This window comes from Chryseobacterium sp. MHB01 (assembly GCF_034651565.1).
Taxonomy (GTDB): domain Bacteria; phylum Bacteroidota; class Bacteroidia; order Flavobacteriales; family Weeksellaceae; genus Chryseobacterium; species Chryseobacterium nepalense.
Window position 1 is genome coordinate 361,185 of record NZ_JAYEDA010000002.1, and the last position, 22,790, is coordinate 383,974.

Annotated in this window: 20 protein-coding genes; 10 read left to right on the forward strand and 10 right to left on the reverse strand. The window is 36.8% G+C overall.

All coding sequences use genetic code 11. From position 1 onward, the window contains the following. Window positions 1-198: 198 nt before the first annotated feature. From U9K52_RS05270 to U9K52_RS05280, 3 genes are all read right to left on the reverse strand, one after another. Entirely contained in the window at window positions 199-2,298 is a 2,100-nt protein-coding gene (locus tag U9K52_RS05270) for a M13 family metallopeptidase (RefSeq protein ID WP_322925605.1), read from the reverse strand. Between the two features lie 195 nt (window positions 2,299-2,493). Continuing rightward, window positions 2,494-4,521 (reverse strand): M13 family metallopeptidase, encoded by a 2,028-nt coding sequence (locus U9K52_RS05275; protein WP_322925606.1) that lies wholly within the window; start codon window positions 4,519-4,521, stop codon window positions 2,494-2,496. A 94-nt stretch (window positions 4,522-4,615) separates the two neighbouring features. Continuing rightward, the gene (locus U9K52_RS05280; RefSeq protein WP_322925607.1) at window positions 4,616-5,869 is read right to left on the reverse strand and encodes a CinA family nicotinamide mononucleotide deamidase-related protein; all 1,254 of its coding nucleotides are present in this window, start codon (window positions 5,867-5,869) and stop codon (window positions 4,616-4,618) included. A 114-nt stretch (window positions 5,870-5,983) separates the two neighbouring features. Between U9K52_RS05280 and U9K52_RS05285 the strand changes: the two genes are divergently transcribed. Beyond that, complete coding sequence (locus tag U9K52_RS05285; protein ID WP_263602547.1) at window positions 5,984-6,460, forward strand: hypothetical protein; 477 nt, start codon at window positions 5,984-5,986, stop codon at window positions 6,458-6,460. Between the two features lie 55 nt (window positions 6,461-6,515). Here the strand turns inward: U9K52_RS05285 and U9K52_RS05290 are convergent, their stop codons facing one another. The 3 genes from U9K52_RS05290 to U9K52_RS05300 all read right to left on the reverse strand — a co-directional run bounded on the left by U9K52_RS05290 (window position 6,516) and on the right by U9K52_RS05300 (window position 9,737). After that, entirely contained in the window at window positions 6,516-7,055 is a 540-nt protein-coding gene (locus tag U9K52_RS05290) for a lipocalin family protein (RefSeq protein ID WP_322925608.1), read from the reverse strand. Between the two features lie 169 nt (window positions 7,056-7,224). Further along, on the reverse strand, window positions 7,225-7,959 hold the full coding sequence (locus U9K52_RS05295) for a LytTR family DNA-binding domain-containing protein (protein ID WP_322925609.1): 735 nt from the start codon (window positions 7,957-7,959) through the stop codon (window positions 7,225-7,227). Next, window positions 7,956-9,737, reverse strand: a complete 1,782-nt coding sequence (locus tag U9K52_RS05300) for a histidine kinase (protein ID WP_322925610.1) — start codon at window positions 9,735-9,737, stop codon at window positions 7,956-7,958. The genes U9K52_RS05295 and U9K52_RS05300 overlap by 4 nt, the downstream gene beginning before the upstream one ends. A gap of 130 nt (window positions 9,738-9,867) precedes the next feature. On the opposite strand from U9K52_RS05300, the gene U9K52_RS05305 reads away from it, so the two are divergent. From U9K52_RS05305 to U9K52_RS05325, 5 genes are all read left to right on the forward strand, one after another. Continuing rightward, window positions 9,868-11,253: a vWA domain-containing protein gene (locus tag U9K52_RS05305; RefSeq protein ID WP_322925611.1), complete on the forward strand. Its 1,386-nt coding sequence runs from the start codon at window positions 9,868-9,870 to the stop codon at window positions 11,251-11,253. Window positions 11,254-11,376: 123 nt separating this feature from the next. Beyond that, window positions 11,377-11,730 carry a hypothetical protein gene (locus U9K52_RS05310; RefSeq protein ID WP_322925612.1) on the forward strand — a complete coding sequence of 118 codons (354 nt, stop codon included), beginning with the start codon at window positions 11,377-11,379 and terminating at the stop codon, window positions 11,728-11,730. 255 nt (window positions 11,731-11,985) lie between these two features. Further along, window positions 11,986-12,660 (forward strand): SIMPL domain-containing protein, encoded by a 675-nt coding sequence (locus U9K52_RS05315; protein ID WP_322925613.1) that lies wholly within the window; start codon window positions 11,986-11,988, stop codon window positions 12,658-12,660. A 12-nt stretch (window positions 12,661-12,672) separates the two neighbouring features. Beyond that, window positions 12,673-13,869: a VWA domain-containing protein gene (locus U9K52_RS05320; RefSeq protein WP_322925614.1), complete on the forward strand. Its 1,197-nt coding sequence runs from the start codon at window positions 12,673-12,675 to the stop codon at window positions 13,867-13,869. A gap of 287 nt (window positions 13,870-14,156) precedes the next feature. After that, window positions 14,157-14,537: an STAS/SEC14 domain-containing protein gene (locus tag U9K52_RS05325; RefSeq protein WP_029296622.1), complete on the forward strand. Its 381-nt coding sequence runs from the start codon at window positions 14,157-14,159 to the stop codon at window positions 14,535-14,537. Between the two features lie 57 nt (window positions 14,538-14,594). On the opposite strand, the gene U9K52_RS05330 is transcribed toward U9K52_RS05325, so the two are convergent. Both U9K52_RS05330 and lipA read right to left on the reverse strand, forming a co-directional pair. Beyond that, window positions 14,595-15,788 carry an MFS transporter gene (locus U9K52_RS05330; RefSeq protein WP_322925615.1) on the reverse strand — a complete coding sequence of 398 codons (1,194 nt, stop codon included), beginning with the start codon at window positions 15,786-15,788 and terminating at the stop codon, window positions 14,595-14,597. A 287-nt stretch (window positions 15,789-16,075) separates the two neighbouring features. Next, window positions 16,076-16,942 carry a lipoyl synthase gene (gene lipA / locus U9K52_RS05335; RefSeq protein ID WP_248394344.1) on the reverse strand — a complete coding sequence of 289 codons (867 nt, stop codon included), beginning with the start codon at window positions 16,940-16,942 and terminating at the stop codon, window positions 16,076-16,078. Between the two features lie 109 nt (window positions 16,943-17,051). Between lipA and U9K52_RS05340 the strand changes: the two genes are divergently transcribed. After that, a complete protein-coding gene (locus tag U9K52_RS05340) occupies window positions 17,052-17,684 on the forward strand; it encodes a hypothetical protein (RefSeq protein WP_322925616.1) in 633 nt (210 codons plus the stop codon). 84 nt (window positions 17,685-17,768) lie between these two features. Here the strand turns inward: U9K52_RS05340 and U9K52_RS05345 are convergent, their stop codons facing one another. Beyond that, on the reverse strand, window positions 17,769-18,329 hold the full coding sequence (locus U9K52_RS05345) for an RNA polymerase sigma factor (protein WP_263602538.1): 561 nt from the start codon (window positions 18,327-18,329) through the stop codon (window positions 17,769-17,771). Between the two features lie 303 nt (window positions 18,330-18,632). On the opposite strand from U9K52_RS05345, the gene tyrS reads away from it, so the two are divergent. Beyond that, complete coding sequence (tyrS, locus tag U9K52_RS05350; RefSeq protein WP_322925617.1) at window positions 18,633-19,913, forward strand: tyrosine--tRNA ligase; 1,281 nt, start codon at window positions 18,633-18,635, stop codon at window positions 19,911-19,913. Window positions 19,914-20,052: 139 nt separating this feature from the next. On the opposite strand, the gene U9K52_RS05355 is transcribed toward tyrS, so the two are convergent. After that, complete coding sequence (locus U9K52_RS05355) at window positions 20,053-20,505, reverse strand: hypothetical protein (RefSeq protein WP_248394352.1); 453 nt, start codon at window positions 20,503-20,505, stop codon at window positions 20,053-20,055. Between the two features lie 210 nt (window positions 20,506-20,715). Here U9K52_RS05355 and U9K52_RS05360 point away from each other — a divergent pair, with 210 nt between their 5' ends. Continuing rightward, window positions 20,716-21,354, forward strand: a complete 639-nt coding sequence (locus tag U9K52_RS05360) for an alpha/beta hydrolase (protein ID WP_248394354.1) — start codon at window positions 20,716-20,718, stop codon at window positions 21,352-21,354. A 110-nt stretch (window positions 21,355-21,464) separates the two neighbouring features. Further along, window positions 21,465-22,790: a PDZ domain-containing protein gene (locus U9K52_RS05365; RefSeq protein ID WP_322925618.1), complete on the forward strand. Its 1,326-nt coding sequence runs from the start codon at window positions 21,465-21,467 to the stop codon at window positions 22,788-22,790.

The window sequence follows — 22,790 nt, forward strand, 5'->3', positions numbered from 1 at the left end:
GCTGACCAATCCAATGTTTAAATTTAAAAAAAAACTGTAACATACAAAATTTTGTTAAGAATTTTCTTTAATATTTGACTTAAACAATTAAATATTAATCAAAAATCAACATTTTACGATATCACTAAGCTATGAAAAAATAAATAAAAAAACGCATCATTTCTGATGCGTTTCTCTTTTCTAACAATTTTTGGCTATTTACCAAATTTTTATTCTTTCTTCCGGAGCTTTATACATTTTGTCGCCCGGTTTGATATCAAAAGCTTTAATGAATGCATCCTGATTTACCAACGGACCAAAAGCCCTGAAAACACCCGGAGAATGCGGATCCGTTTTTACCTGATTGATCATATACTGATCAGTAGATTTTGTTCTCCATACTGTTGCCCAGCTCATAAAAAACCGCTGATCCTGTGTGAAACCGCTGATCAGTCCCGGATTTCCATGATCTTTAAGGTACATCTGAAGCGCATCATAAGCAACTGCCACGCCTCCAAGATCTCCGATATTTTCGCCGCTTGTAAATTTACCGTTTACAAAACTTCCTTTCACCGGTTCGTAGGCACTGTACTGTGCACCAAGCTGTGCCACTTTCGCATCAAAGTTTTTACGGTCTTCATCTGTCCACCAGTTATTAAGATTCCCGTCACCGTCAAATCTTGAACCGCTGTCATCGAATCCGTGGGAAATCTCATGACCGATTACGGCTCCGATTCCGCCGAAGTTTACTGCCGGATCGGCCTTCGGGTTATAGAAAGGAGGCTGAAGAATTGCTGCCGGGAAAACAATTTCGTTATTAGAACCGCTGTAATAGGCATTTACCGTTTGCGGAGTCATTCCCCATTCTGTTTTATCAACTGGTTTCCCGATTTTATCAAGACTTCTCTGATATTGCCATGCAGAAACATTCTGAAGATTAGAATATAGTGTAGCACCGGCTTTCGGAGATTCTACTTTCATTTGAGAATAATCTTTCCATTTATCCGGATAAGCAATTTTCACTGTGAATTTAGACAGTTTTTCCTGTGCTTTTACTTTTGTAGCCGGAGACATCCAGTCCATATCATTGATGTGTTGCTTAAAGGATTTCAGGATATAATCAATGTATGTTTCCATCTGAGCTTTGGATTCCGGGGTGAAATATTTTTCAACATACAATTTTCCAAAGGCTTCGCCTAAAACACCATTCACTAGGGAAAGGCCGCGCTTATTCATCGGGCGCTGTTCTTTTTGCCCCTGAAGATATTTTGAATAAAAATCAAATCTGATCTGTTCCAGATTTTCATCCAAATTGCTTGCATTTCCATTAATCAGATGATATTTCAGATAATCTTTTAACAGTGGAAGATTTTTCTGGGTAAGAAAAGAATCCATATTTTGATAATATTTCAGCTCTCCGATGATGACTCTGTCTGTGTTGACACCTGCATTCTTAAGATAAGTCTGAAGATTTACGTTTTTAACAAGAGCCGGAAGCTCGGAAACATTTTTCGGATTGTATCTTAGATTGGCATCTCTGTTCTGTTCCAGGGTTAATAAATAATTAGCCAGCTGTTTTTCAAAATCAACTACATTTTTTGCAGCTCCCTCAGAATTTTTATAACCTAAAACTCCGAACAATTTACCTACATAAGATTGATATTCTGCAAGTGTTTTGGTGTTGGCCTCATTTACTTTTTGATAATAATCTCTTCCCAGCCCAAGATCCGGACCGCCAAGATACACGGCATTCATTTTAGAATTTTTCAGATCTGCACCTACTCTCCAGCCATAAAATGAGTTATCACCCAACTTTGTGGCTTCAAGAAGATATTTCTGAAGGTCATTCAGGTTTTTAATGGCATCAATTTTAGCCAGATCCCCTTTTATGGGAGCCAGCCCTTCTGCATTTCTTTTATCCGTATCCATAAAAGAAGCATATAGATTCTGGATTTTTTCACCTTCAGAACCTGCAGAATATGATTCTGATAAGATTTTATTTAAAATATCTAAAGAAGCATCATCTACATTTTCTCTCAGTGCATTGAAAGATCCCCAGCTCGCTTTATCTGAAGGAATCTGAGTGGTTTTCACCCAGTTTCCGTTTACGTAGCTAAAAAAATCATCCTGCGGACGCACCGATTTATCCATGTATGCTAAATTGATTCCTTCTTCTTTCATCTCCTCTTTTTTCACCGGTTCTGCAGCAACCTCTCTCACTGTTTCGGGTTTCTGAGTATCTGCTGTTTTAGCCGTACCACACGAATTTAAAAATACAAACCCAGAAAAGGCAAGTATTCCGATATTTAGCTTTTTCATTAAAAATATTTTTTGATTGTACACAAACTTACCAAATATACATAATTTATTCATAAATGTTTATGGTTTGAAATGCAAAGTTGGTGAGAAGTAAAAATGTAAGAAGTGAGAAGTGAGAAGTAAGAGGTGAGAAGAGAGATCTTTAATAAAAAAACCGCTCATTGCTGAGCGGTTTCTATTTGAATAAAATATTTATTACCAGATTTTGATTCTTTCTTCCGGCCTTTTGTAAAGCTTGTCGCCTTCTTTCACGTCGAATGCTTTGTAGAATGCATCAACATTGGTAAGAGGTCCGAAACTTCTGAAATATCCAGGAGAGTGCGGGTCTGTTTTCACCTGATTGATCATGTATTTCTCGCTTGATAATGTTCTCCAAACGGTTGCCCAGCTCAGGAAGAATCTCTGATCCTGTGTGTAACCACTGATAGATCCAGGATTTCCTTTGTCTTTCAGATACATTTGTAATGCATCATAAGCAATATTTACCCCACCTAAGTCGGCGATGTTTTCACCATTGGTAAAGGTTCCGTTTACGAACGTTCCTTTTACCGGCTCATATTTATCGTATTGTGCAGCAAGAGCTTTTGTTGCTTTTTCAAAATTAGCTTTATCCTCCGGAGTCCACCAGTCTACAAGATTTCCGTCTGCATCGAACTGTGCTCCCGAGTCATCAAATCCGTGGCTCATTTCGTGACCGATCACAGCTCCGATTCCACCAAAATTAACAGCTGCATCTGCATTAGGATTAAAGAAAGGTGGCTGAAGAATGGCTGCCGGGAATACAATCTCGTTGTTTACAGGGTTGTAATAAGCATTCACCGTCTGCGGAGTCATTCCCCATTCTGATTTGTCAACAGGTTTTCCGATTTTAGCTAAATCTTTATTGTACTGCCATTCTGTAATATTCTGAAGGTTTGAATATAGATTTCCTCCTTTAGATTCCGGAATGATTGTTAACTTAGAATAATCTTTCCATTTATCCGGATAAGCAACTTTTACCGTGAATTTGTTTAATTTCTGCATTGCCTTTTCCTTTGTAGTAGAAGACATCCATGCTAAATTATTGATGTGTACGGCAAAACTTTTCTTCAGATAATCGATCAGTTCCACCATCTGGGCTTTAGCTTCTGCAGGGAAATATTTCTCAACATATAATTTCCCGAAAGCTTCTCCTAAAGTTCCGTTAATCAACTCATATCCTCTTTTGTTTAAAGCTCTCTGCTCCTGCTGACCTCTTAAGTATTTACCATAGAAAGCAAACCTCATGTCTCCCAGTTTTTCACTTAAATAAGAAGCGCTTCCGTTGATCATGTGGAATTTAAGATAATCTTTTATTACAGGAAGATTTTTCTCATTTACCAATTTATCGAAATCTTTACAATAACCGATTTCTCCGATGATTACTTTATCCGTATTTACGCCCACCGCTTTAAGATAAGCAGGAAGATCAACCCCTTTTACCAATGTCTTCAATTCAGCCATTGTTCTTGGGTTGTACTGTAGCGTATTGTCACGGCTCTGCTCATTGGTAAGATAGGTTTTAGCAATGCTTTTTTCGTATTCTACAATACTTTTTGCAGCTGCATCAGCATTTTTATATCCTAATTCTTTCAACATAGAAGCTACATATTTTGTGTATTCTGTAATAGCTTCCGTGTTTTTGTCATTCACTTTCTGATAGTAGTCTCTACCTAATCCAAGTGATGCATTTCCTAAATAAACGGCATTCATTTTAGAATCTTTCAGATCTGCATCCACTCCCCAACCGTACATAGTATTTTCACCTTCTTTCGTTACGGAAGTTAAATAATTTTGAAGATCTTTAAGATTTTTAATCGCGTCGATTTTGTTAATATTAGCCTGGATTGGCTTGATTCCGTCTGCATTTCTTTTCTGGATATTCATATAAGTTGCATACAGATCCTGGATTTTTCTACCTTCTGTTCCATCTGCAAATTTATCTTTCAAAAGAGAATTCAGAATAGTCATTGAATTATTGTCGGTATCTTCCGCCAGCTTGTTGAAACTTCCCCAAGTCGGCTTATCGGAAGGAATTTTAGCGGTTTTCATCCATGTTCCGCTCACATAGCTGTAAAAATCGTCCTGAGGACGTACTGATTTATCCATCAGGCTAAGGTCTAAGCCTTTATCTGTCGCCTGAGCGTTCACCATCTGTGAACATATTCCTCCTAATAAAAGCAGAGAAAGCGTTAATTTTTTCATTATAATTACAATTTATACAATAGGTATATTTTATTTACAATTTGTTACTTAAAAATTTACTATTTTTTAATAGTCCCGATTTATTTTTTAGAGCTTATTTTTCTGAAATTAAGATTGCTACCACATCCTGAATAACTTTCTGTGAAACGAAATGCATAAAATCAAATCTTTCCAGATGCGGCATGTATAATTTTGAAGTAACCGCCTGATTTCCTACTCTAATGGTGTAAAAAACTGTTCCCACTTCTTTTCCGTCCTCGCCTTTTCCAGGCCCGGCCACACCGGTTGTTGATAAAGCAATATCCGTATTAAATAATTTCTGACAACCTGCCGCCATTTCACCGGCAACCTGCTCGCTTACCACTGTAAATTCTTCTACCGTTTCTGATTTAACTTTCAAAATATCAATCTTTTTCTCCGTTGCATAAGAAACAATTCCACCCGGAAAATACGCTGAACTTCCCGAAACAGAAGTAATCATTTTGGCCAATTCTCCACCGGTGCAGCTTTCTGCTGTTGAAATTGTCAGTTTTCGTTCCGTTAAAATTTCCGCAAGAATTTTTTCAATTTTATCTTCGGAAGTTGCAATAACATGATCTTTAATCAAAGGCAACAATTTCTGTATTTCATCTTCCAACTGCTGCTGAAGGAATGTCTCATTTTCTCCGGTTGCAGTCAGCCTCAACTTTACCCTAGTCCCGACAGGGAGATAAGATAATGCTAAATTTCCAGGTAAAGCCAGTTCCCAGTCTTCTATCATATCTGCTAAGATACTTTCGGGAATTCCAACTACAGAAACAATTCTTGTGGTGATATAATTCAGGCTGAATTTTTCATGCAGATACGGTACAATCTGGTCTTTGATCAATGGTTTTACTTCATAAGGAACTCCGGGAAGACTGAAAAGCAGTTTGCCGTTTTCTTCCATCATCATACAGGGCGCAGTTCCGTAATGGTTCTGAAAAACTTTTGATTTGGTGGGAACAAATGCCTGCTCTCGATTTCTTTCAAGAATTTCCAGCCGGCCCCGCCTTTCCATATATGCTTTCAGATGATTAAATGTCACCTCATCCAGCGCAATTTCGTCATTAAAAAATTCTGCAATAGCCTTTTTGGTTTTATCATCCCGGGTTGGTCCCAAACCTCCTGTGGTAATGATAAGATCCCCGATTTGAAAAGCAGAATCAATGGCCTTTTTAATGGTTTCAATCTCATCTGAAATGGTAAGAATCTGAGAGGCTTTAATCCCTATATTTTTAAGTTCGGTTGCTATGAAATTAGAATTGGTGTCTACGGTGTTTCCGGATAGGATTTCGTCACCAATGGTAATCAGAACGGCATTTTTCATAAAATAATTGTCGAAAAAATTTCTACGCAAATGACGGAAAATTCTCTCTTCCGGGCAATATAAATTGATTTTTTCTATTTTTGACTGAAATTGTTTAAAACTATAATTATAAATATGTCTAAATACGACGATGCTTCATGGCATTACGGCAGCGATTTCCCTGAAGGGCTTCCTGAGAAAAACGGAGCCACCCACACCGGAATGTTCCTGAACTGGTGTATTCACAAGGATGTTATTTCTGATGAACTGAAAGAAGGCGCTGCTGAAGAAATTAAAAAATTGAAACGCCGAGAAATTACGGGAGCAGAATTTCTTATGGAGGTAATGGATGGAAAATTCTCAGAATATGACCTGAATGCTATGGGAAATGCTTTTGCACAGGACTATTATAAAGATGAAACTGATTTTGGCAACCGTTTCAGCTCATTTGCTGATGATTATGTTAATCTTTTTGACACCAAAGCAGAAGAAAATGATTATGAATATGAAACATTCTATCATATTGAAGATACTTACGAAAACTATGATCTGATGAAACAGATTGTTGATTACCGCTTTGATGAATGGAAGGAATATAAAAATCTGAATTAATAAAAACCTCGCAGGTTTGAAACCTGTGAGGTTTATATTTTAAAATTTATCATAATTAATTGTGCTTAACCCAGATTAATTCATCGGTCTTATAGCCTACTCTTTTTGCTTTTTCCAGGAATCGCTGTCTTATACTTTCCGGAAGTTCTTTGGTGCGGGAAAGAATCCAGAGATATTTTAAATTGTTCCCCATGACTAAGGCATACTGGTAATTATCATCAATATCTACCACGTTGTAACCTGCCCAAATGGGTTTAAAGAAAGAAACTTTTAAACGGGCTTCCGTTTCTTTATTCACGAATCGGGCTTCTCCTACAGACTGTTTCCATTCTTTTTTCACGTAATTGTAGCCTTTATTGTCTACTTTAATCGTTCCGTCCTGATTTTTGGAATAGGTTGCGGTAACATTATCCATATCTTTTTCAAATTTATAATCGAAACGTGCAATTTCGTACCAGGTTCCAAGATATCTGTCGGCGTTGAAATTCTGAACTGCTGTGGCGCCTTTCGGAATTCCCACAGAGCATGAACTTAAAACAAGAAGTCCTAAAACACCTAAAGAAAAGGGGATTGCAATTTTCTGAAAAGTCTTCATAATAGATTTTTTTGTGGTATCCTAAATTCTTCAAAAATGATGCCTGAACGAGATTAATTTCCTCCCGGAAATTGTACTTATGCCATAGATTGTTGCAGCCCGACTTGAGCGGAGCTCTTTTTGTGAAACAAAAAAGCGGGAGCGGAAGGCGGAAAAAGCTGCCCAAAAATTAAGAAAAAACTTTCAGGAAATTATCTTTAAAACTTCCGGAAATTTCAATTTCGGTATTGTCGGAAAGTGTTGCTGTACCGCTTTTGTGATAAGATTTCACAAAATTAATATTGATAATATGGGAACGGTGAACCCTTACAAAAGGATGTTCCAGCAGATCATCGAAATGCTTCAGAAACCGGCACACCATTTTTTTGGAGCCATCCGTAAGAAACACCTGCGTAAAATTTCCATCTGCCTGAAGCCTTAGAATATCCTCCGTTTTCACCACATCAAATCCCTGCAATGTCGGGAGAATCAGCTGTTGCTTTTCGGGTTTTAACTTTAAGTTTTCAAGGAGAATTTTATTCCGGTTGAAATCTTCTTTCTTCTCAATGCTTTCTGCCACTTTGTTGACTGCCAGAATTAACTCCTGAATATCGATCGGTTTTAAAATATAATAACTCGCCGATTTATTAAGTGCCTGCAGCGAGTATTGTGAAAAAGCTGTGATGAAAATTGTCTCGTAGGAAAAATCTTTCGTTGCTTCCAACACATCAAAAGCATTTCCGAAAGGCATTTCCACATCCAGAAAAACCAGTTGTGGCTGCTTTTCGGCAATGAGCGGAACCGCTTGCTTAATATTTTCCGCTTCACCCAAAATCTCTACCTGCGGACAATATTTGTTGAGGTAATTCCTCAAAACTTCTCTTGCGATCACTTCATCGTCTACGATGACGGCTTTTATTTTCATTTGTTCACCAATTTATATCTGATTTCCACAAGAACGCCCTGTGTATTTTGTTTATCTGTAATATTGCACTGAATTTCCTGATGATAGAGATCATTCAGCAGAGCAATTCTTTCCAGAGTATTTTTCATTCCGCGGCCTTTTCTTGCTTTCTGATGTTCTGTTTTTTGTTTTTTGCTTTCTTCAATCCCGATGCCATTGTCTTCAACAGTAATTTTTAAATATTGATTGTCTTTTTCAAAATTCAGCTTTAAAAATCCTTTTGTGGTTCTGTAACGAAGTCCGTGCCAGATGGCGTTCTCAAGAAACGGCTGCACCAGCATTCCGGGAACTTTCAGGCTTTGGGTATTGAGGCTTTCATCCACTTCAATTTCATAATCGAATTTATCTGAAAAACGTGTTTTTTCTAACGCAAGATAGTTCTGAAGCAGATCCAGTTCCTGCTGAAACGGGATAAAATCTTCGGTGGAATTTTCCATCACGCCGCGCATCAGCTTCGAGAATTTGGTTAAATATTGATTGGCTTCCAGTTCATTGTTCGTGGCAATGAAATGATTAACCGAATTTAAGCTGTTAAAGATAAAATGCGGATTCATCTCACGGCGCAGCGACTGCAATGCAATTTTCTTATTTTTTATCTGAACTTTTTTTAGGGTCCTGAAAATAAAGATGATGAGTGCGGATAAAACCAGTAAAACTCCGATTAAACTGTAATTGAATACATTTTTCTTGCGAATAAGTTCATCTTTCAGCTGTTTTTCTTTTTCCAGCTGGGCAATCCGCTGTTCTGTGTCTTCCAGGATTTTCTCATCAGCAAGGCTTTTATCTTTTGACACCAGATCCGGCAGTTTTCCTAAAAAATCTCTGTAGAGCCGTACAGAAGCATCGGTATTTTCAGACATATTGTAGAGGCTGTCGAGTTTTTTCACACTTTTCTGTGCTTCAAGCGTATGCCCTTTTTCCAAAGCGATTCCGTACGATTTTTTTAACAGATTGATGGCTTCCCCGATATCATCTTTTTTAATATAAATATCTGCCAGCTCCTGAATCTGCTCTACTTCCTTTTTAGAATTATCTTTAACAAAATCCTCTTTTAAAACGGTTTTTTTGGCTTCGATGGCTTTGTCGTAGTTTTTATTTTCAACATAAAAGTCCGTTAATTTCTGATTAATTTCCAATGCCTGTTGCGGCGCTTCCTTTTTAGAAATTTTATAAGCATTCTTGAGGTTTGCTTCCGCTTTAGGAATATCATTCTGTTGAATATTCACATCTGCCATCTGGCTGTAACTTGCAGCCAGATCTCCTTTATCATTATCTTTTTCATTAAGCTGAATATTGTTCTGAATCGCCTCTTCCTTCGCTTCGGGAGAATTGACGGAAAGCCTGGTAACATCATTGGTATTAAGTGCCCGGTTTTTTTGAGGAGCAACTTCTGCAGCGCGGCTGTAATTGCTGATTGCCGGTGTTATTTTATTCTGCTTTTCCTGGGACTGGGCCAGTTTCCGGCTGGCTTTTTCAATATTCGGTTTATCATTCAGTTTTTCGTAGATGTTTTTTGCTTTGGTGTAATATTCTTCGCTTTTCCTGAAGTTTCCGTCATTAAAAAAAGTCTCACCGATATTGTAATAAGAATCTGCCTGCGCGGATTCATCTTTTGTATCCACCGCTTTTTTTAGCCTTTTGCTCTGCACCTGAACATCTTCCACAACCCTGCTCTGGGAATATGCCGTATTCCCGAAAGCCATTACAAAAAAAAGTACAAAAAGCTTTATCATTTTCATAAAACAAAGATATACATATATATAGTCCGGCAAAAACTATTCACCAAGTGAAATTCGCTATTCACCAAGTTTAGTATTTTCTGCAGAATTTACAGGATTAAGTTTGCAGTATAATTCAAATATAAACATCATGAAAAATTTATCCATCTTCAACAAAAGCACCCTAATTTGCCTTTTCTCTTCGATATTTATCTTTAATATCTCAAAAGCGCAGTTCGGAGTTTCGTCAGGTTCTGTTTCACATACCGTAAGCAACGGACTTTCGAGTGCAAATGAGCGTGGATTTCTTAATGAAAACACGATAATCGTGGAAGATTTTATGAACTACCACAAACATCAGATTAAAATTCCAAAGAAAAATGAAGTGGCATTGAGCATTGATTATGACAATACCATTCTTAACTCAGACGACAGTTTTTTACTTCAAATCGGTCTTGCAACACAAAATGTTTCAGACAGGCAACATTCAAACAAAGTAAATGTTTCTCTGGTTATCGACAATAGCGGCTCTATGGGTGGCGGTAAACTTGATAAAGTAAAAAATGCACTTAAAGTTTTTGTAAAAGGATTAAAACCTGAAGATATCATTTCAATTATAAAATTTGATGATACGGCCAATCTGGTTTTAAAATCATCAAAAATAAAAGATGTTGCCGGAAATCTGGATCCGATTATCGAAAGTATTTATCCGGCAGGCTCCACCAATATTCATTCGGGGATGATGATGGGATATTCGGAAGCACAAAAACACAATACTAAAGACTACAACAGTAAAGTAATTCTTCTTACCGACGGAATGACGAATTCAGGAATCACAGATCCTGAGACGATTTTAAGACAATCAAAAGAATTCAACGATAAAGGCATTGACATCAGCACCATCGGAGTCGGACAGCAGCTGGATTTTGATTTATTACGGAGAATTGCAACGTACGGAAGAGGTTCCAATTATTTTATAGGAGATGCTGAAAAAGATATTCAAAAAACATTTAAGGACGAATTAGAAAGCCTTTTATATAATATTGGGAAAAAGCCGAAACTAACGATCAACCTTCCTGAAGGCATGAGAATCAATAAATTTTACGGATATCAGCCTACTTATATTTCCAATCATCAGATTGAAGTAGAACTTGAAAATCTGGATTGCGGACAAACCCAAATTTTCCTGATGGAAGTTGAAAAAAATGACTTGGAAAGCTCTTTAATTTCAGCTTCATTGGTTTATGAAAAGAATGATAAAATAAAAAATATTTCGTCAAAAAAAGAATATGATGCAATGACGGAAACAACGCAACAGGAGTTAAAGAAAAATTTTCAGATTGCTAAAATGGCTACGGAACTCAAAAAAGCAGCGAAGGATTTTTCACAGACGAATATCGGAAATACCAGAAAATCCATGCAGGGCATCATCAATTATTATCAGTCGTTCTGCGATAAAAAAGACGAAGACCTGAGGAGAATTTATGATATTGCATTAAAATATTCACCTAGACAAAATACAAGGTCTTATGAGTAAACCTTTCAGGCTATATCAATTCTTTATCACATTTTATATGAAAAAATGGTAACATGAAAATTGAAATTCCGTTAACAGTCAACCATTTAGCATTTATTACATTTGTTAAAACCAAACATAACTATGAAAAAACAGCTTTACATTTTTCTTTTGCCTGTATTATTCCTGCAGAGTTGTTCGTTTCTTGAACAAAACAACTTCATTGAAACCAAGATCATTTCCAGCGATCTCAATGAAAAAATTGTTTACAAGTTTTATCAGACCGGGCTTCATGATTACAAAGTAGATTTTTACTCGGTGGATAAGTCCGGTTCTACCAAACTTTTTGAACATGATCTCGACGATGCGTTTACAACTTTCGAAACGTATACTATTTCAGAAAATGACGATGAACTCATTATCCGCACCAAACTTTTTTGTGAAGTAAAAAAACTCGTCACCCGAAACGGAAAATCAATTGTTCTTACCAACAGATAAACAGTTCTTCTCAGGACTGTTTTTTTATTTGAAGCTAATCCCGCTTTTCACTGTATCTTTTTGGTTACGGCTTCCGCTTCGCTCCAGCCGCAACCAAAAAGGATGTCGTTGCAATCGGGGCTAGAGTTACAGTCATTCATTTTAAACAATTCCCCAACTCACCAAGTCAAACCTTCATTTCACCAAGTCTCGCGATTTTCAGTTTTAAATCTGGGTAATTTTACTTCAGAAGTTTAAAATTAAAAAAAAGAAATTATGAAACTGAGACATTTTTTACTGATCGGATTATTCTTTATAACAGGACTGATCAACGCACAGGAAACAAAGAAAAATTTCATTGAAGTAACCGGAATTGCAGAAATGGAAGTGGAGCCGGATGAAATTATTTTCAATGTAGGAATTAAAGGTGATAACAAAAACCAGCTTGCCGACAATGAAAAACAGTTGTTTGAAATTCTTAAAAGCAACGGGGTAAAAAACGAAGACATCAAATTCAAATCGATGTACCAGAATATCTATTCCAAAACGAAAATTTTCACCAAAAATCTTCAGTTTAAAGTAACCAAGAAAACCGATATGGCAAATCTTTTTGAAAACCTCAACCAAAAATGGATTACCAGCATCAATATCGATGAGATCAGGAATACAAAAATTGCAGATTACAGAAAAACCGTTAAAATAAACGCTTTAAAAGCTGCGAAAGAAAAAGCAGACTACCTGTTGGAGAGCATGGCAAAAAAAACAGGAAATCCTCTTGAGATCGTGGAAATCGAAGACTATACCAGCGATACGGTATTGCCGATGAATTTCAGAGCGAAAACGGCAAATATCCAGCTGGAAGCTGCCGATGCCAATGTTGATTATTCATTCGACAATATTGATAATATCAAGCTGAAATACAGCATTAAAACAAAATACGAAATTCTTTAAAAACAGAAAATCATGACAACTTTCAAAATTTTAACACTGACGATAGGAACTTTAGCTCTTTTGAGTGCACAGAATTCCGGGGAATACTTAATGTGCAGCAAAGGCAGACGGGTTGCTCCTACTGAAAAAAGATTGGCTGTAATTAAGCCTTCAAAAATTGCAGCTAAGGAAAATAAAATTCAGGTAGCTCTTCTTCTGGACACTTCCAACAGTATGGACGGACTGATTGACCAGGCAAAATCAAGGCTCTGGAATATCGTGAATACATTAACGACTTTAAAGTACAATGGAAAAGCGCCGGAAGTGGAAATCGCATTGTACGAATACGGAAATGACGGAATTACTGATGAAAATTACATCCGTCAGGTCACTCCTCTCACCCAGGACCTGGATCTGGTTTCTGAAAAGCTTTTTGCCTTGAGAACCAACGGCGGAAATGAATTTTGCGGAGCGGTAATCCGGGATGCTTCGATGAACCTGAGATGGGACAGCAATGAAAAAAGCATGAAGCTGATCTATATCGCCGGAAACGAACCGTTCGATCAGGGAAAAGTCAGCTATAAAAATGTAATTCCGGATGCAAAAAGGAAAAATATTTACACCAACACTATTTTTTGTGGAAACCGGGATGAAGGAATCCGTACTTTCTGGCAAAACGGAGCATCACTGGGAGATGGCAGATATTTCAATATCGACAGCAATCAGAAGGTCATTTATATTGAAACTCCTTATGACGTAAGAATTTCTGAGTGTAATGCAAAACTGAATGATACCTATATCTATTACGGAAGCCACGGTTCAGAATTCAAGAGCAAACAGATGCTTCAGGATAAAAATGCGGAAATACAGTCCGCTTCAAATGCAGTAGAAAGAACAGTTGCCAAGTCTAAGAAAAACGCTTACAAAAATGATCATTGGGATTTGGTAGACCGCGTGGAAAAAGACAAAGATTTTATATCAGAAGTAAAAGAATCTGAGCTCCCGGCAGAACTGAAAGGAAAAAGTAAGGAAGAAGTTAAAAAAGCAGTTGTTCAAAAGTCCGCTGAACGGGAAAAAATTCAGAAAGAGATTGAAGAACTTTCAAAAAAACGTCAGGAATATATTGACAAAGAAATGAAAAAACGTGGAAATGCTGATGCCGACGATTTAGGGAAAGCAATTGAAAGTTCCGTTATAGCACTGGCAAAGAAAAACGGATATCGCATTTAATGAATTTTATTTTCCTGTAAAAATTCCAAAGATCTTAATATCCAAAGTGATAATCAACAATATGAATCATAGTTCGTAAGATGTGACGAATGAAAGTCGCTGTATATTTTGTGTTAGGCCGCGGCTGATAGCCGCGGCCTTTTGTTTTTCCGGCGGCTTCGCCGCCGGAAAAACATCTTAAGATGTAAATTAAACTTTAAACAATTAAATGCTTTATTAACCCAATATTAAATATTGGTTTACTTTTTGTTATCAACCTAAAACTAAACCACAATAAATATTACAATATGATAACGATTATTCCAGAAGCTCCGGAGAATGTTGCGGCTTTCAATGCAACGGGAGAAGTAACAAAAGAAGATTTTGAAAACCTGGTAATCCCAAGAGTAAAGCAAAAGGTCGATCAATTTAATGAACTGAATTACCTATTGTACCTGGATACAGATCTGGATAATTTTACCATGGGGGCCTGGCTGCAGGATGCGCTTTTAGGATTAAAAAACTTAACAAAGTGGAACAGAACCGCTATTGTTACGGACAAAGAAGGAGTGCAGAATTTCACGGACATTTTCAGTGTATTGATGCCGGGAGAGTTTAAATCTTTCCCTAAAGGAAACCTTTACAATGCCCTTTACTGGTGTAAAAACGGTAATGAAGTCGAAGCGTAATAAGCTTATTATAAAAACAACAGAAAGACCATCTTTTTAAGATGGTCTTTTTATTTATTATTTTTCACATGAAACACAATCCGCTATTGTTTGCTGATTTTCTGATGCATAAAGATATTTGTACCGTACACTAATGATAAGCCCTATCAGCGTCATCCCAACTCCCACCAGTGAAGGATAATTGAAGGCATAGCCTTTTTCCAAAGGAATCCCTCCAAGAAATGCTCCCATGGCATTGGCAATATTGAAGGCCGCCTGCATAAATGCAGCTGCCATCATTTCACTTTTCGGTGCGGCTTTCATCATCATGATATTAATCGGTGCGGCTACAGACATAGACAATGCTCCGCATATAAAAGTAAGAGTAAGCGAAACGTTACGGTATTCCGATAAGAAAAATACACCGGCCAAAGAAATCATCATTAAAAACAACAGCAAAGAACATGTTTTTTCGGGACTTAGCCTATCGGATAAATATCCTCCGGCCAGATTTCCGACCACCATCCCGGCTCCGGCCAAAATCATTACGTAAGCCATATAACCTTCCGGTATTCCTGAAACAATCGTCATAAGCGGCGTAATATAGCTGAACCAGGTAAACAGTCCGCCAAAACCAATCGCCGTAATCATTAAAACCAGCCAGGCTTGTCTTTTTTTAAGGAACTTTAATTCTTCCATAAAATGGGTCTCCTTATCAGACTTTACGTCCGGAAGCCATAGTTTCAGAAACAAAAGAGCCAGCAAACCAATTACCGACACAATGGCAAAATACCATCTCCAGTGAAAGCTATGGCCAATATAGGTTACAAAGGGCACCATAGCAAGATTGGCAATGGTGAGTCCTGTAAACATCAATGAAATATTGAATGCCTCTTTTCCTTTGGCAGCCATTCTTGCCGCAACTACGGTTCCCACTCCGAAAAACGCACCATGGGGAAGCCCCGAAAGAAAACGGATCATCATCATGGTAGTATAGTCTGGTGCTATAGCTGAGAGTGCATTAAATAATGTGAAAATTACCATTAATGCCATCAGTACTTTTTTAGGAGAAAATTTAACCGAATATCCAATGAGAATTGGTGCTCCCACCACTACTCCAAATGCATAAGCAGAAATGAGATGCCCTGCTTCAGGAATACTGATCTGTAAGCTTTTTGCCATATCCGGAAGCAGTCCCATAATCGTAAACTCCGTTGTCCCGATTCCCAATCCTCCAATGGCGAGAGGTATTATTTTTTTATCTAATTTCATTATCTTTTCTTTAAACGTGCAAAATTCGGCACAAATAATCATTTATGCATTAACCAAAATGACATAAAGTTCTTCTATATTAACCTATTGATATCAAATACTAAATATGATTTTTTTATAAGAATAAAGTTGATTCCGAATTAATTTTAATTATGCCGGGGAATCCTTTTTAATTGTACACCGTTTAAGCTTAGTTATTGAAGATATATGTATTGCTGAAGAATTGAATTATAAGCAGGAATAATAAATGGTCAAAAAAATCGCTTCAAAACTGAAGCGATATATGTTTAATGAATGTGTTTTTCTGCGTGATAAGAACTTCTCACCAACGGTGAACTTTCCACATGCCTGAATCCCAAGCTTCTTGCAAAATCTCCAAATTCATCAAACTCTTCAGGAGTAATGAATTTTTTTACAGGAAGATGTTTCTTGGTCGGCTGCAGATATTGTCCTAATGTAATGACATCTACATTTGCATTTCTGATGTCTTCAATGGTCTGAAAAACCTCATCTTTAGTCTCTCCTAAGCCGAGCATTACCCCGGTTTTGGTTCTTCGCTGGCCGGCTTCTTTCAGATATCTCAGGACATCAAGACTTCTTTCATATTTTGCCTGAATTCTTACTTCTCTGGTAAGACGCTTTACCGTTTCCATATTATGGGAAATTACTTCAGGAGCAACATCAACCAGGCGGTCAATATGTTTTGTGATCCCCTGAAAATCCGGAATCAGTGTTTCCATAGTAGTTCCCGGAGAAATTCTTCTTACGGCATTTACGGTTTCCGCCCAAAGAATGGACCCCATATCTTTCAGATCATCACGGTCTACCGAAGTAAGTACAGCATGTTTGATCTTCATTAATTTGATGGAGCGGGCAACTTTTTCAGGTTCGTCCCAATTTACATCAAGCGGTTTTCCGGTTTTCACTCCGCAAAATCCGCAGCTTCTCGTACAGATATTCCCGAGGATCATGAAGGTTGCCGTACCTTCGCCCCAACATTCACCCATATTCGGGCAGCTTCCGCTCTGACAAATTGTATTTAATTTATATTTATCAACCAAAGTTCTCAGCTCTCTGTAATTCTTACCGGTAGGAAGTTTTACACGGATCCATTTTGGTTTCTGAACGGTTGTATTTTGAATTAAATCCTCCATGTATATCTCAAATTGAAGGTTCAAAGTTAGTGATTTTTTTATCGAAACAATCAAAGACAGAGATTGATGAAACATATAATTTTGTAATTTTAAATATAATTATCATCTCATGAAATCTATCTTATGCTTTTTAACGGTAACATTAAATATATTGTGTTTTGCTCAAAAAGAATTTCAGCCGCAAGGTGCTACAGTTATTGAAACGGTTAACGGAGACCTTGATGGTGACCATATTCCTGAAAAAGTGATTGTTTACAATACAAAAGATACCACTGATTTTGGCAACTTCCGTGAAATCCAGATATTAAAGAGAGTAAATCAAAAATGGACAATCCTAGAAAAGTCAAGGAATGCTATTCTAAAAAGTAAGGATGGCGGTATGATGGGCGATCCCTATCAGAGCACCGAAATTAAAAATGGAATTTTAATGATTACCCAGGCCGGAGGAAGCAGCTGGAAATGGGGCTATACGGACAAGTATCGATTCCAGAACGGGCACTTTGAGCTGATCGGATATTCATCCGACAGTGGAAAGCCTGAAGAATACTGGATCGACGTTGACTTTAACCTGTCCACAGGACAACTTATTTTTGAAAAAGAAGTTGAAAATACTGAAGAATATGGAAATTCAAAAAGTGAAATTTTCATTAAAAAAGGGATGAAAATTAATCTGCAAAACAGGAATCAGGAAAAACGAAGAGAAATTTTACTTCCAAAGACAAAAGAGAAAGTTTATTTGTGATTATGAAAAGGGAATTATTCGATTTTGAGATTAAGCATTATTTAGATTCTACAGATGACAGTCTGAACGAATAATTTTATACCGTTAATTATCTTCAAATTCATTGTTTTTTAACAATTCGGCCAATACTTTTTTCGCGCGCATTACCCGGACCTTGGTATTGGCAACAGATATACCGAGTTCCTCTGCTATTTCTTTAATGCTTTTTTCCTCAAAAAACCGTAGCTTGATGATATCCTGGTAATTGGCATCCAGCGATTCAATAGTCTTAATGATTTTTTTCTGTTCTTCTTCAGAGATCATCAACTCTTCCGGAGATTTTGCATATTGATTTTTTACTTCTTCAAGATTTTCGGTAGGATCCTGATTTTCCCTGCTTTTTCTTCTCCAGAAATCGATGATGGTATTCTGAGCAATGGTAAGCACCCATGTTTTAAACTGAAAGTGAGGATCATACATATCAAGCTTTGACAATACTTTTGAAAAAACATTGACTGTTATTTCGTCTGCATCGTTTTCATCATGAACTTTTTTCATTATAAAAGAAAAAACATCAACCCAGAAAATGTTGATGAGCCTGGTCTGCGCCTTCTGGTCTTTTTCCTTTGCTTTTGTAATAAGCTGGAATAATTGTTCTTCGTTCATTATAAACAAATATACCGATTTTGGCTAAAAATACAAAGCACGGCATCCATGAATTTCGTTCCAGTAATTGTATTTCCGACTGGAGTCTAGCCCTGATCGCAGCAATTGTCTGAGCTCATTTTTTTCTTTCGGCGCGGCAGCTTCGCTGCCGCGCCGAAAGAAAAAAATAGCGAGTGCGGAGAGCAGGAAAAAGCTCCTAAAAAAGAAATTAAAAGTTTAGATAATTATAAATGACAAATTCTTCCCTTCGCCTTATTTCCCTGAAATGATTATCTTTGCACCTAAATTTTAAAGTTAAAAATAATGAACTCTTTTATTGAAGAATTGAAATGGCGCGGTCTTTTTGCAGACATGATGCCCGGAACGGATGAACAACTGAATAAGGAAATGACAACAGCCTATATCGGTTTTGATCCTACTGCGGATTCTTTACATATTGGAAGTCTTATTCAGATAAAAATTCTTGCCCACTTTCAACAGCACGGTCATAAGCCCATTGCTTTGGTAGGAGGTGCTACAGGAATGATTGGAGATCCTTCGGGAAAATCTTCAGAAAGAAATCTTTTGGATGAGGAAACACTTCTTCATTATGTAGACTGCCTGAAAAATCAGCTGTCAAGATTTCTTGACTTCTCAGGAAGTGAGCCTAATAAAGCTGAGCTTGTCAATAATTATGACTGGATGAAGAATATTTCTTTCCTTGATTTTGCAAAAAATGTGGGAAAAAATATTACCGTCAATTATATGATGGCCAAAGATTCCGTGAAAAAAAGATTTTCGGGGGAAGCCGGAGCAGAAGGAATGAGTTTTACGGAATTTACGTACCAGCTGATCCAGGGGTATGATTTTCTGCATTTGTACCAGAATAACAATGTGAAACTTCAGATGGGAGGTTCCGACCAGTGGGGAAATATCACTACCGGAACGGAACTGATCCGCAGAAAAGCACAGGGCGAAGCGTTTGCATTAACGGTTCCTTTGATCACCAAAGCCGACGGTTCCAAATTCGGTAAATCCGAAAGCGGAGAAAACTACTGGCTGGATAAAAAGAAAACTTCTCCTTACAAATTCTACCAGTTCTGGCTGAATGCGACGGATGATGATGCTGAACGATTCATTAAATTCTATACATTCCTGGGACAAGAGGAAATAGAATCCCTAATTGAGGAACATAAAACTGTAGAACATGAGAAAAAGCTTCAGAAAAAGCTTGCAGAAGAAGTTACGGTATGGGTTCATGGAAGAGAAGAATATGAAAAAGCTTTGAGAGCTTCTGAAATTTTATTCAGTAAAGGAATGGATGATATGAATGAGGAAATTTTTGAGGAAATTTTTGATGGAATTCCTAACGCTGAAATGCAAAAAGCTAATATTATAGGTTTAAATATAGTTGATTTGCTTTCTGAATCAAAATTTTTAAAATCTAAAAGCGAAGCCCAAAGAGAATTAAAAGGAAATGCAATCTCTGTAAATAAACAAAAAGTAAATGCATCTTTTGCTATTAGTGAAAACGACTTTGTTGATGGTAAATTCCTTCTCTTGCAAAAAGGTAAAAGAAATCAGTTTATTGTAAAAGCGATTTAATTTATTTCTTATAAAAAAGATTCGGGCGCGGGATTTTCAATCCCGCGCCCGAATCTTTTTTATGTCAAGCTTGATATTTCAGATTTACTCATAAAAAAAGACCGCCTAAGCAGTCTTATATATTATTAATATTATATTCTTATAATTCTAAAAAGCTGTAATATGTAGAAGCATTTTTCTCTCCAGATCCTACTACTTTTTTCGTTTTTGCAAGTTCTCCGTCAACGTAAATATTTACGATCAATTCTGAATCTGCATAAGGAAGAACTGCATTAGCTGCAATGCTTACCTGAGACTGACTTGAGCTTACAAATTGGTCTCCTGATGACCAGACTAATCCTGTTGGGTTAAAAGTTGTCTGAGGACTTGTTCCTATCTGGGTAACAACCGCTTTAAAATTCACAGTAGGAGGTGTTGTAGGAGGAGGAGTTGGTCCTTTTACATTTATTTTTGCCTCAAGCTGAATAATATGATCCGTGAACTCGTCTTCGTCATCATCTTTACAAGAGTTAAGAACAGAAATTACCGAAAATAGTACGGCGAATAAAAAAGAAAGCTTTAGTAAACTTTTTGATTTGTAAAATTGCTTCATTTTTTCCAAATAGATTTTTAATGTTTCAAATATAGGTTTTTTATCAATATAAAAATAGGTTTCGTGAAAATTTTCCAATAAAAATTTCTAAAAAATATCGATTTAATAAATCTTATTTGTAATATAAAGACAGTTTGTCATTCCATTTAAGATGGTCTCATTTTTACTTTATGAAATGATCATTAAACCTTTATTAATTATCTTTGCCCAATGAATTTAGATTATATTGTAAGAGAGCCGGAACATATCACTTCAGAAACAACGATCCTTTTTATGCTTCACGGATACGGAAGCAATGAACAGGATCTCTTCAGCTTTCGGGAAACCCTTCCAGCAGACTGGATTATCGTAAGCTTCAGAGCTCCTAAACCAACACAGTTTGAGGGATATTCATGGTATGATATCGATTTTAATAATCCTGAACACTTTGTAGATGTTCAACAGGCAACAGAATCCCTAAACAGTATTTTGGAAAGCATTCTGAATATCATCAACCGTTACGGCATTACGAACGGAAAAACACACCTCTGCGGTTTTAGTCAGGGTGGGATTCTATGCTATGCACTTGCCCTGAAATATCCTGAAATGTTTAATCTGATTGCATGCTTAAGCAGTTATCCTGAAGAAAAACTGCTGGATAATATTGTGAAAGACAAGAAAAAACTTGAAAAACTTCGCTTCTTTATTTCTCATGGAACAGACGATGCTATCATTCCGCTGGATTGGGGAAGAAAGGCTGCCGATCTACTGTATGACCTCGGATGCTACTTTTCGTTCAGGGAATATATGAGCGGTCACGGAGTAAACCAGAAAAACTATATGGATCTTATGGACTTTTTCTCGAAATAATTTTACAATTATTCATCCTTTTTTTTAATTGTTTAAAAATATTCAGGCGTTCTCTTCTATTGAGAATGCTTTTTTTATTAAAATTCAGATAAAATGATTAAATTCAATACATGAAACTGATTTACTTTTTCTGGATTTTTTTCTTAAGTATTTTTATTAATGCCCAGAATTCTTTTGAACTCAGGGATGCAAAAAAAACAGTTATTCCATTTAAATTTATCAACAATCTGATATTCATCCCGGTTAATATTAACGGTGCAGAGCTTACATTTTTGCTTGATACAGGAGTCGCTGAAACATCCATTTTCAGTCTGGAAAATAAAGAGCTAAAACTTATAAACGTTGAAAAAATAAAGTTTTCGGGATTAGGGGGTGAAAGAAGTATTGACGGATTCCGGTCGGAGAATAATTTTGGGAAAATCGGAAAAAATTTCGTGAATGATTCCATGACCGTATATATCATCACAGATCAGGATTTCAATATTTCTTCCCATGTAGGAATTCCTGTGAACGGAATCATCGGTTATCATTTTTTTAAGAATCATCCGGTGGTTATTGACTATATGTCTAAAAAGCTTACCATTTATAATGATACAGATCTGTTCAGAAAAAAGATAAAAAGTTTCAGTGAATCAGATATAAGTATTGAAAAAAATAAACCTTACATTTTTGCTGATGTGGAAATGACCAGGGAAAAGAAAAGTTCAAAACTTCTTATTGATCTGGGGAACAGTGATCCGATATGGCTTTTCCCCAAACTCATAAAAGATTTTGTGTATAACAGACCCAATATTGACGATTTTTTGGGAAGAGGTTTTAATGGTGACATCTATGGAAAAAGAAGCCGTATTCATAATCTCTATTTAGGCAAATTTAAATTTGAAAAACCGCTTACGGCAATGCCCGACGAATATTCCATACAACACGTAAGCCTTGTTGAAAACAGGAAAGGTTCTGTAGGTGGAGATATTATGAGACGTTTTACCGTAGCCCTGGACTATGCCCATGAGAAAATATACCTCAAAAAAAACCGCAATTTTTATGATCCTTTTCATTTCAATATGAGCGGCCTTGATTTTAAACAGGATGGAATGGAATGGACAAAAGATATTGTAAATCTTCCCACGAAAAGCCAAAGCAAATCTTCAGGTGGCACAGAAATATTCAGCAGCAGCGTGCAGTATAATTTTATTCTTAAACCCATCTTCTCAATTGCGGGGGTGCGGAAAGATTCTCCCGGAGCAAAAGCAGGATTGCAGAAAGATGACCGGCTCATTACTATAAATGGCAAGAAAACTGCAGATATGACTTTACAAAAGATTTTAGAACTCATGAAGTCTGAAGAAGGCCGTACCATAGAAATGGTTATTGAACGAAAAAACAGAAAAATGTCTCTTCGTTTTACTTTGGAAGACCCTATACCTTATCAGGAATAA

Bases quoted from the DNA above. Each gene is read 5' to 3' on its own strand.
- U9K52_RS05325 (WP_029296622.1), top strand. From the start codon at position 14,157: ATGATAACGATTATTCCAGAAGCTCCGGAGAATGTTGCGGCTTTCAAT.
- U9K52_RS05345 (WP_263602538.1), bottom strand. From the start codon at position 18,329: ATGAACGAAGAACAATTATTCCAGCTTATTACAAAAGCAAAGGAAAAA.
- U9K52_RS05285 (WP_263602547.1), top strand. From the start codon at position 5,984: ATGTCTAAATACGACGATGCTTCATGGCATTACGGCAGCGATTTCCCT.
- U9K52_RS05360 (WP_248394354.1), top strand. From the start codon at position 20,716: ATGAATTTAGATTATATTGTAAGAGAGCCGGAACATATCACTTCAGAA.
- U9K52_RS05355 (WP_248394352.1), bottom strand. From the start codon at position 20,505: ATGAAGCAATTTTACAAATCAAAAAGTTTACTAAAGCTTTCTTTTTTA.
- U9K52_RS05280 (WP_322925607.1), bottom strand. From the start codon at position 5,869: ATGAAAAATGCCGTTCTGATTACCATTGGTGACGAAATCCTATCCGGA.
- U9K52_RS05340 (WP_322925616.1), top strand. From the start codon at position 17,052: ATGAAATCTATCTTATGCTTTTTAACGGTAACATTAAATATATTGTGT.
- U9K52_RS05330 (WP_322925615.1), bottom strand. From the start codon at position 15,788: ATGAAATTAGATAAAAAAATAATACCTCTCGCCATTGGAGGATTGGGA.
- U9K52_RS05310 (WP_322925612.1), top strand. From the start codon at position 11,377: ATGAAAAAACAGCTTTACATTTTTCTTTTGCCTGTATTATTCCTGCAG.
- tyrS (WP_322925617.1), top strand. From the start codon at position 18,633: ATGAACTCTTTTATTGAAGAATTGAAATGGCGCGGTCTTTTTGCAGAC.
- U9K52_RS05300 (WP_322925610.1), bottom strand. From the start codon at position 9,737: ATGAAAATGATAAAGCTTTTTGTACTTTTTTTTGTAATGGCTTTCGGG.
- U9K52_RS05275 (WP_322925606.1), bottom strand. From the start codon at position 4,521: ATGAAAAAATTAACGCTTTCTCTGCTTTTATTAGGAGGAATATGTTCA.
- lipA (WP_248394344.1), bottom strand. From the start codon at position 16,942: ATGGAGGATTTAATTCAAAATACAACCGTTCAGAAACCAAAATGGATC.
- U9K52_RS05320 (WP_322925614.1), top strand. From the start codon at position 12,673: ATGACAACTTTCAAAATTTTAACACTGACGATAGGAACTTTAGCTCTT.
- U9K52_RS05295 (WP_322925609.1), bottom strand. From the start codon at position 7,959: ATGAAAATAAAAGCCGTCATCGTAGACGATGAAGTGATCGCAAGAGAA.
- U9K52_RS05365 (WP_322925618.1), top strand. From the start codon at position 21,465: ATGAAACTGATTTACTTTTTCTGGATTTTTTTCTTAAGTATTTTTATT.
- U9K52_RS05315 (WP_322925613.1), top strand. From the start codon at position 11,986: ATGAAACTGAGACATTTTTTACTGATCGGATTATTCTTTATAACAGGA.
- U9K52_RS05305 (WP_322925611.1), top strand. From the start codon at position 9,868: ATGAAAAATTTATCCATCTTCAACAAAAGCACCCTAATTTGCCTTTTC.
- U9K52_RS05270 (WP_322925605.1), bottom strand. From the start codon at position 2,298: ATGAAAAAGCTAAATATCGGAATACTTGCCTTTTCTGGGTTTGTATTT.
- U9K52_RS05290 (WP_322925608.1), bottom strand. From the start codon at position 7,055: ATGAAGACTTTTCAGAAAATTGCAATCCCCTTTTCTTTAGGTGTTTTA.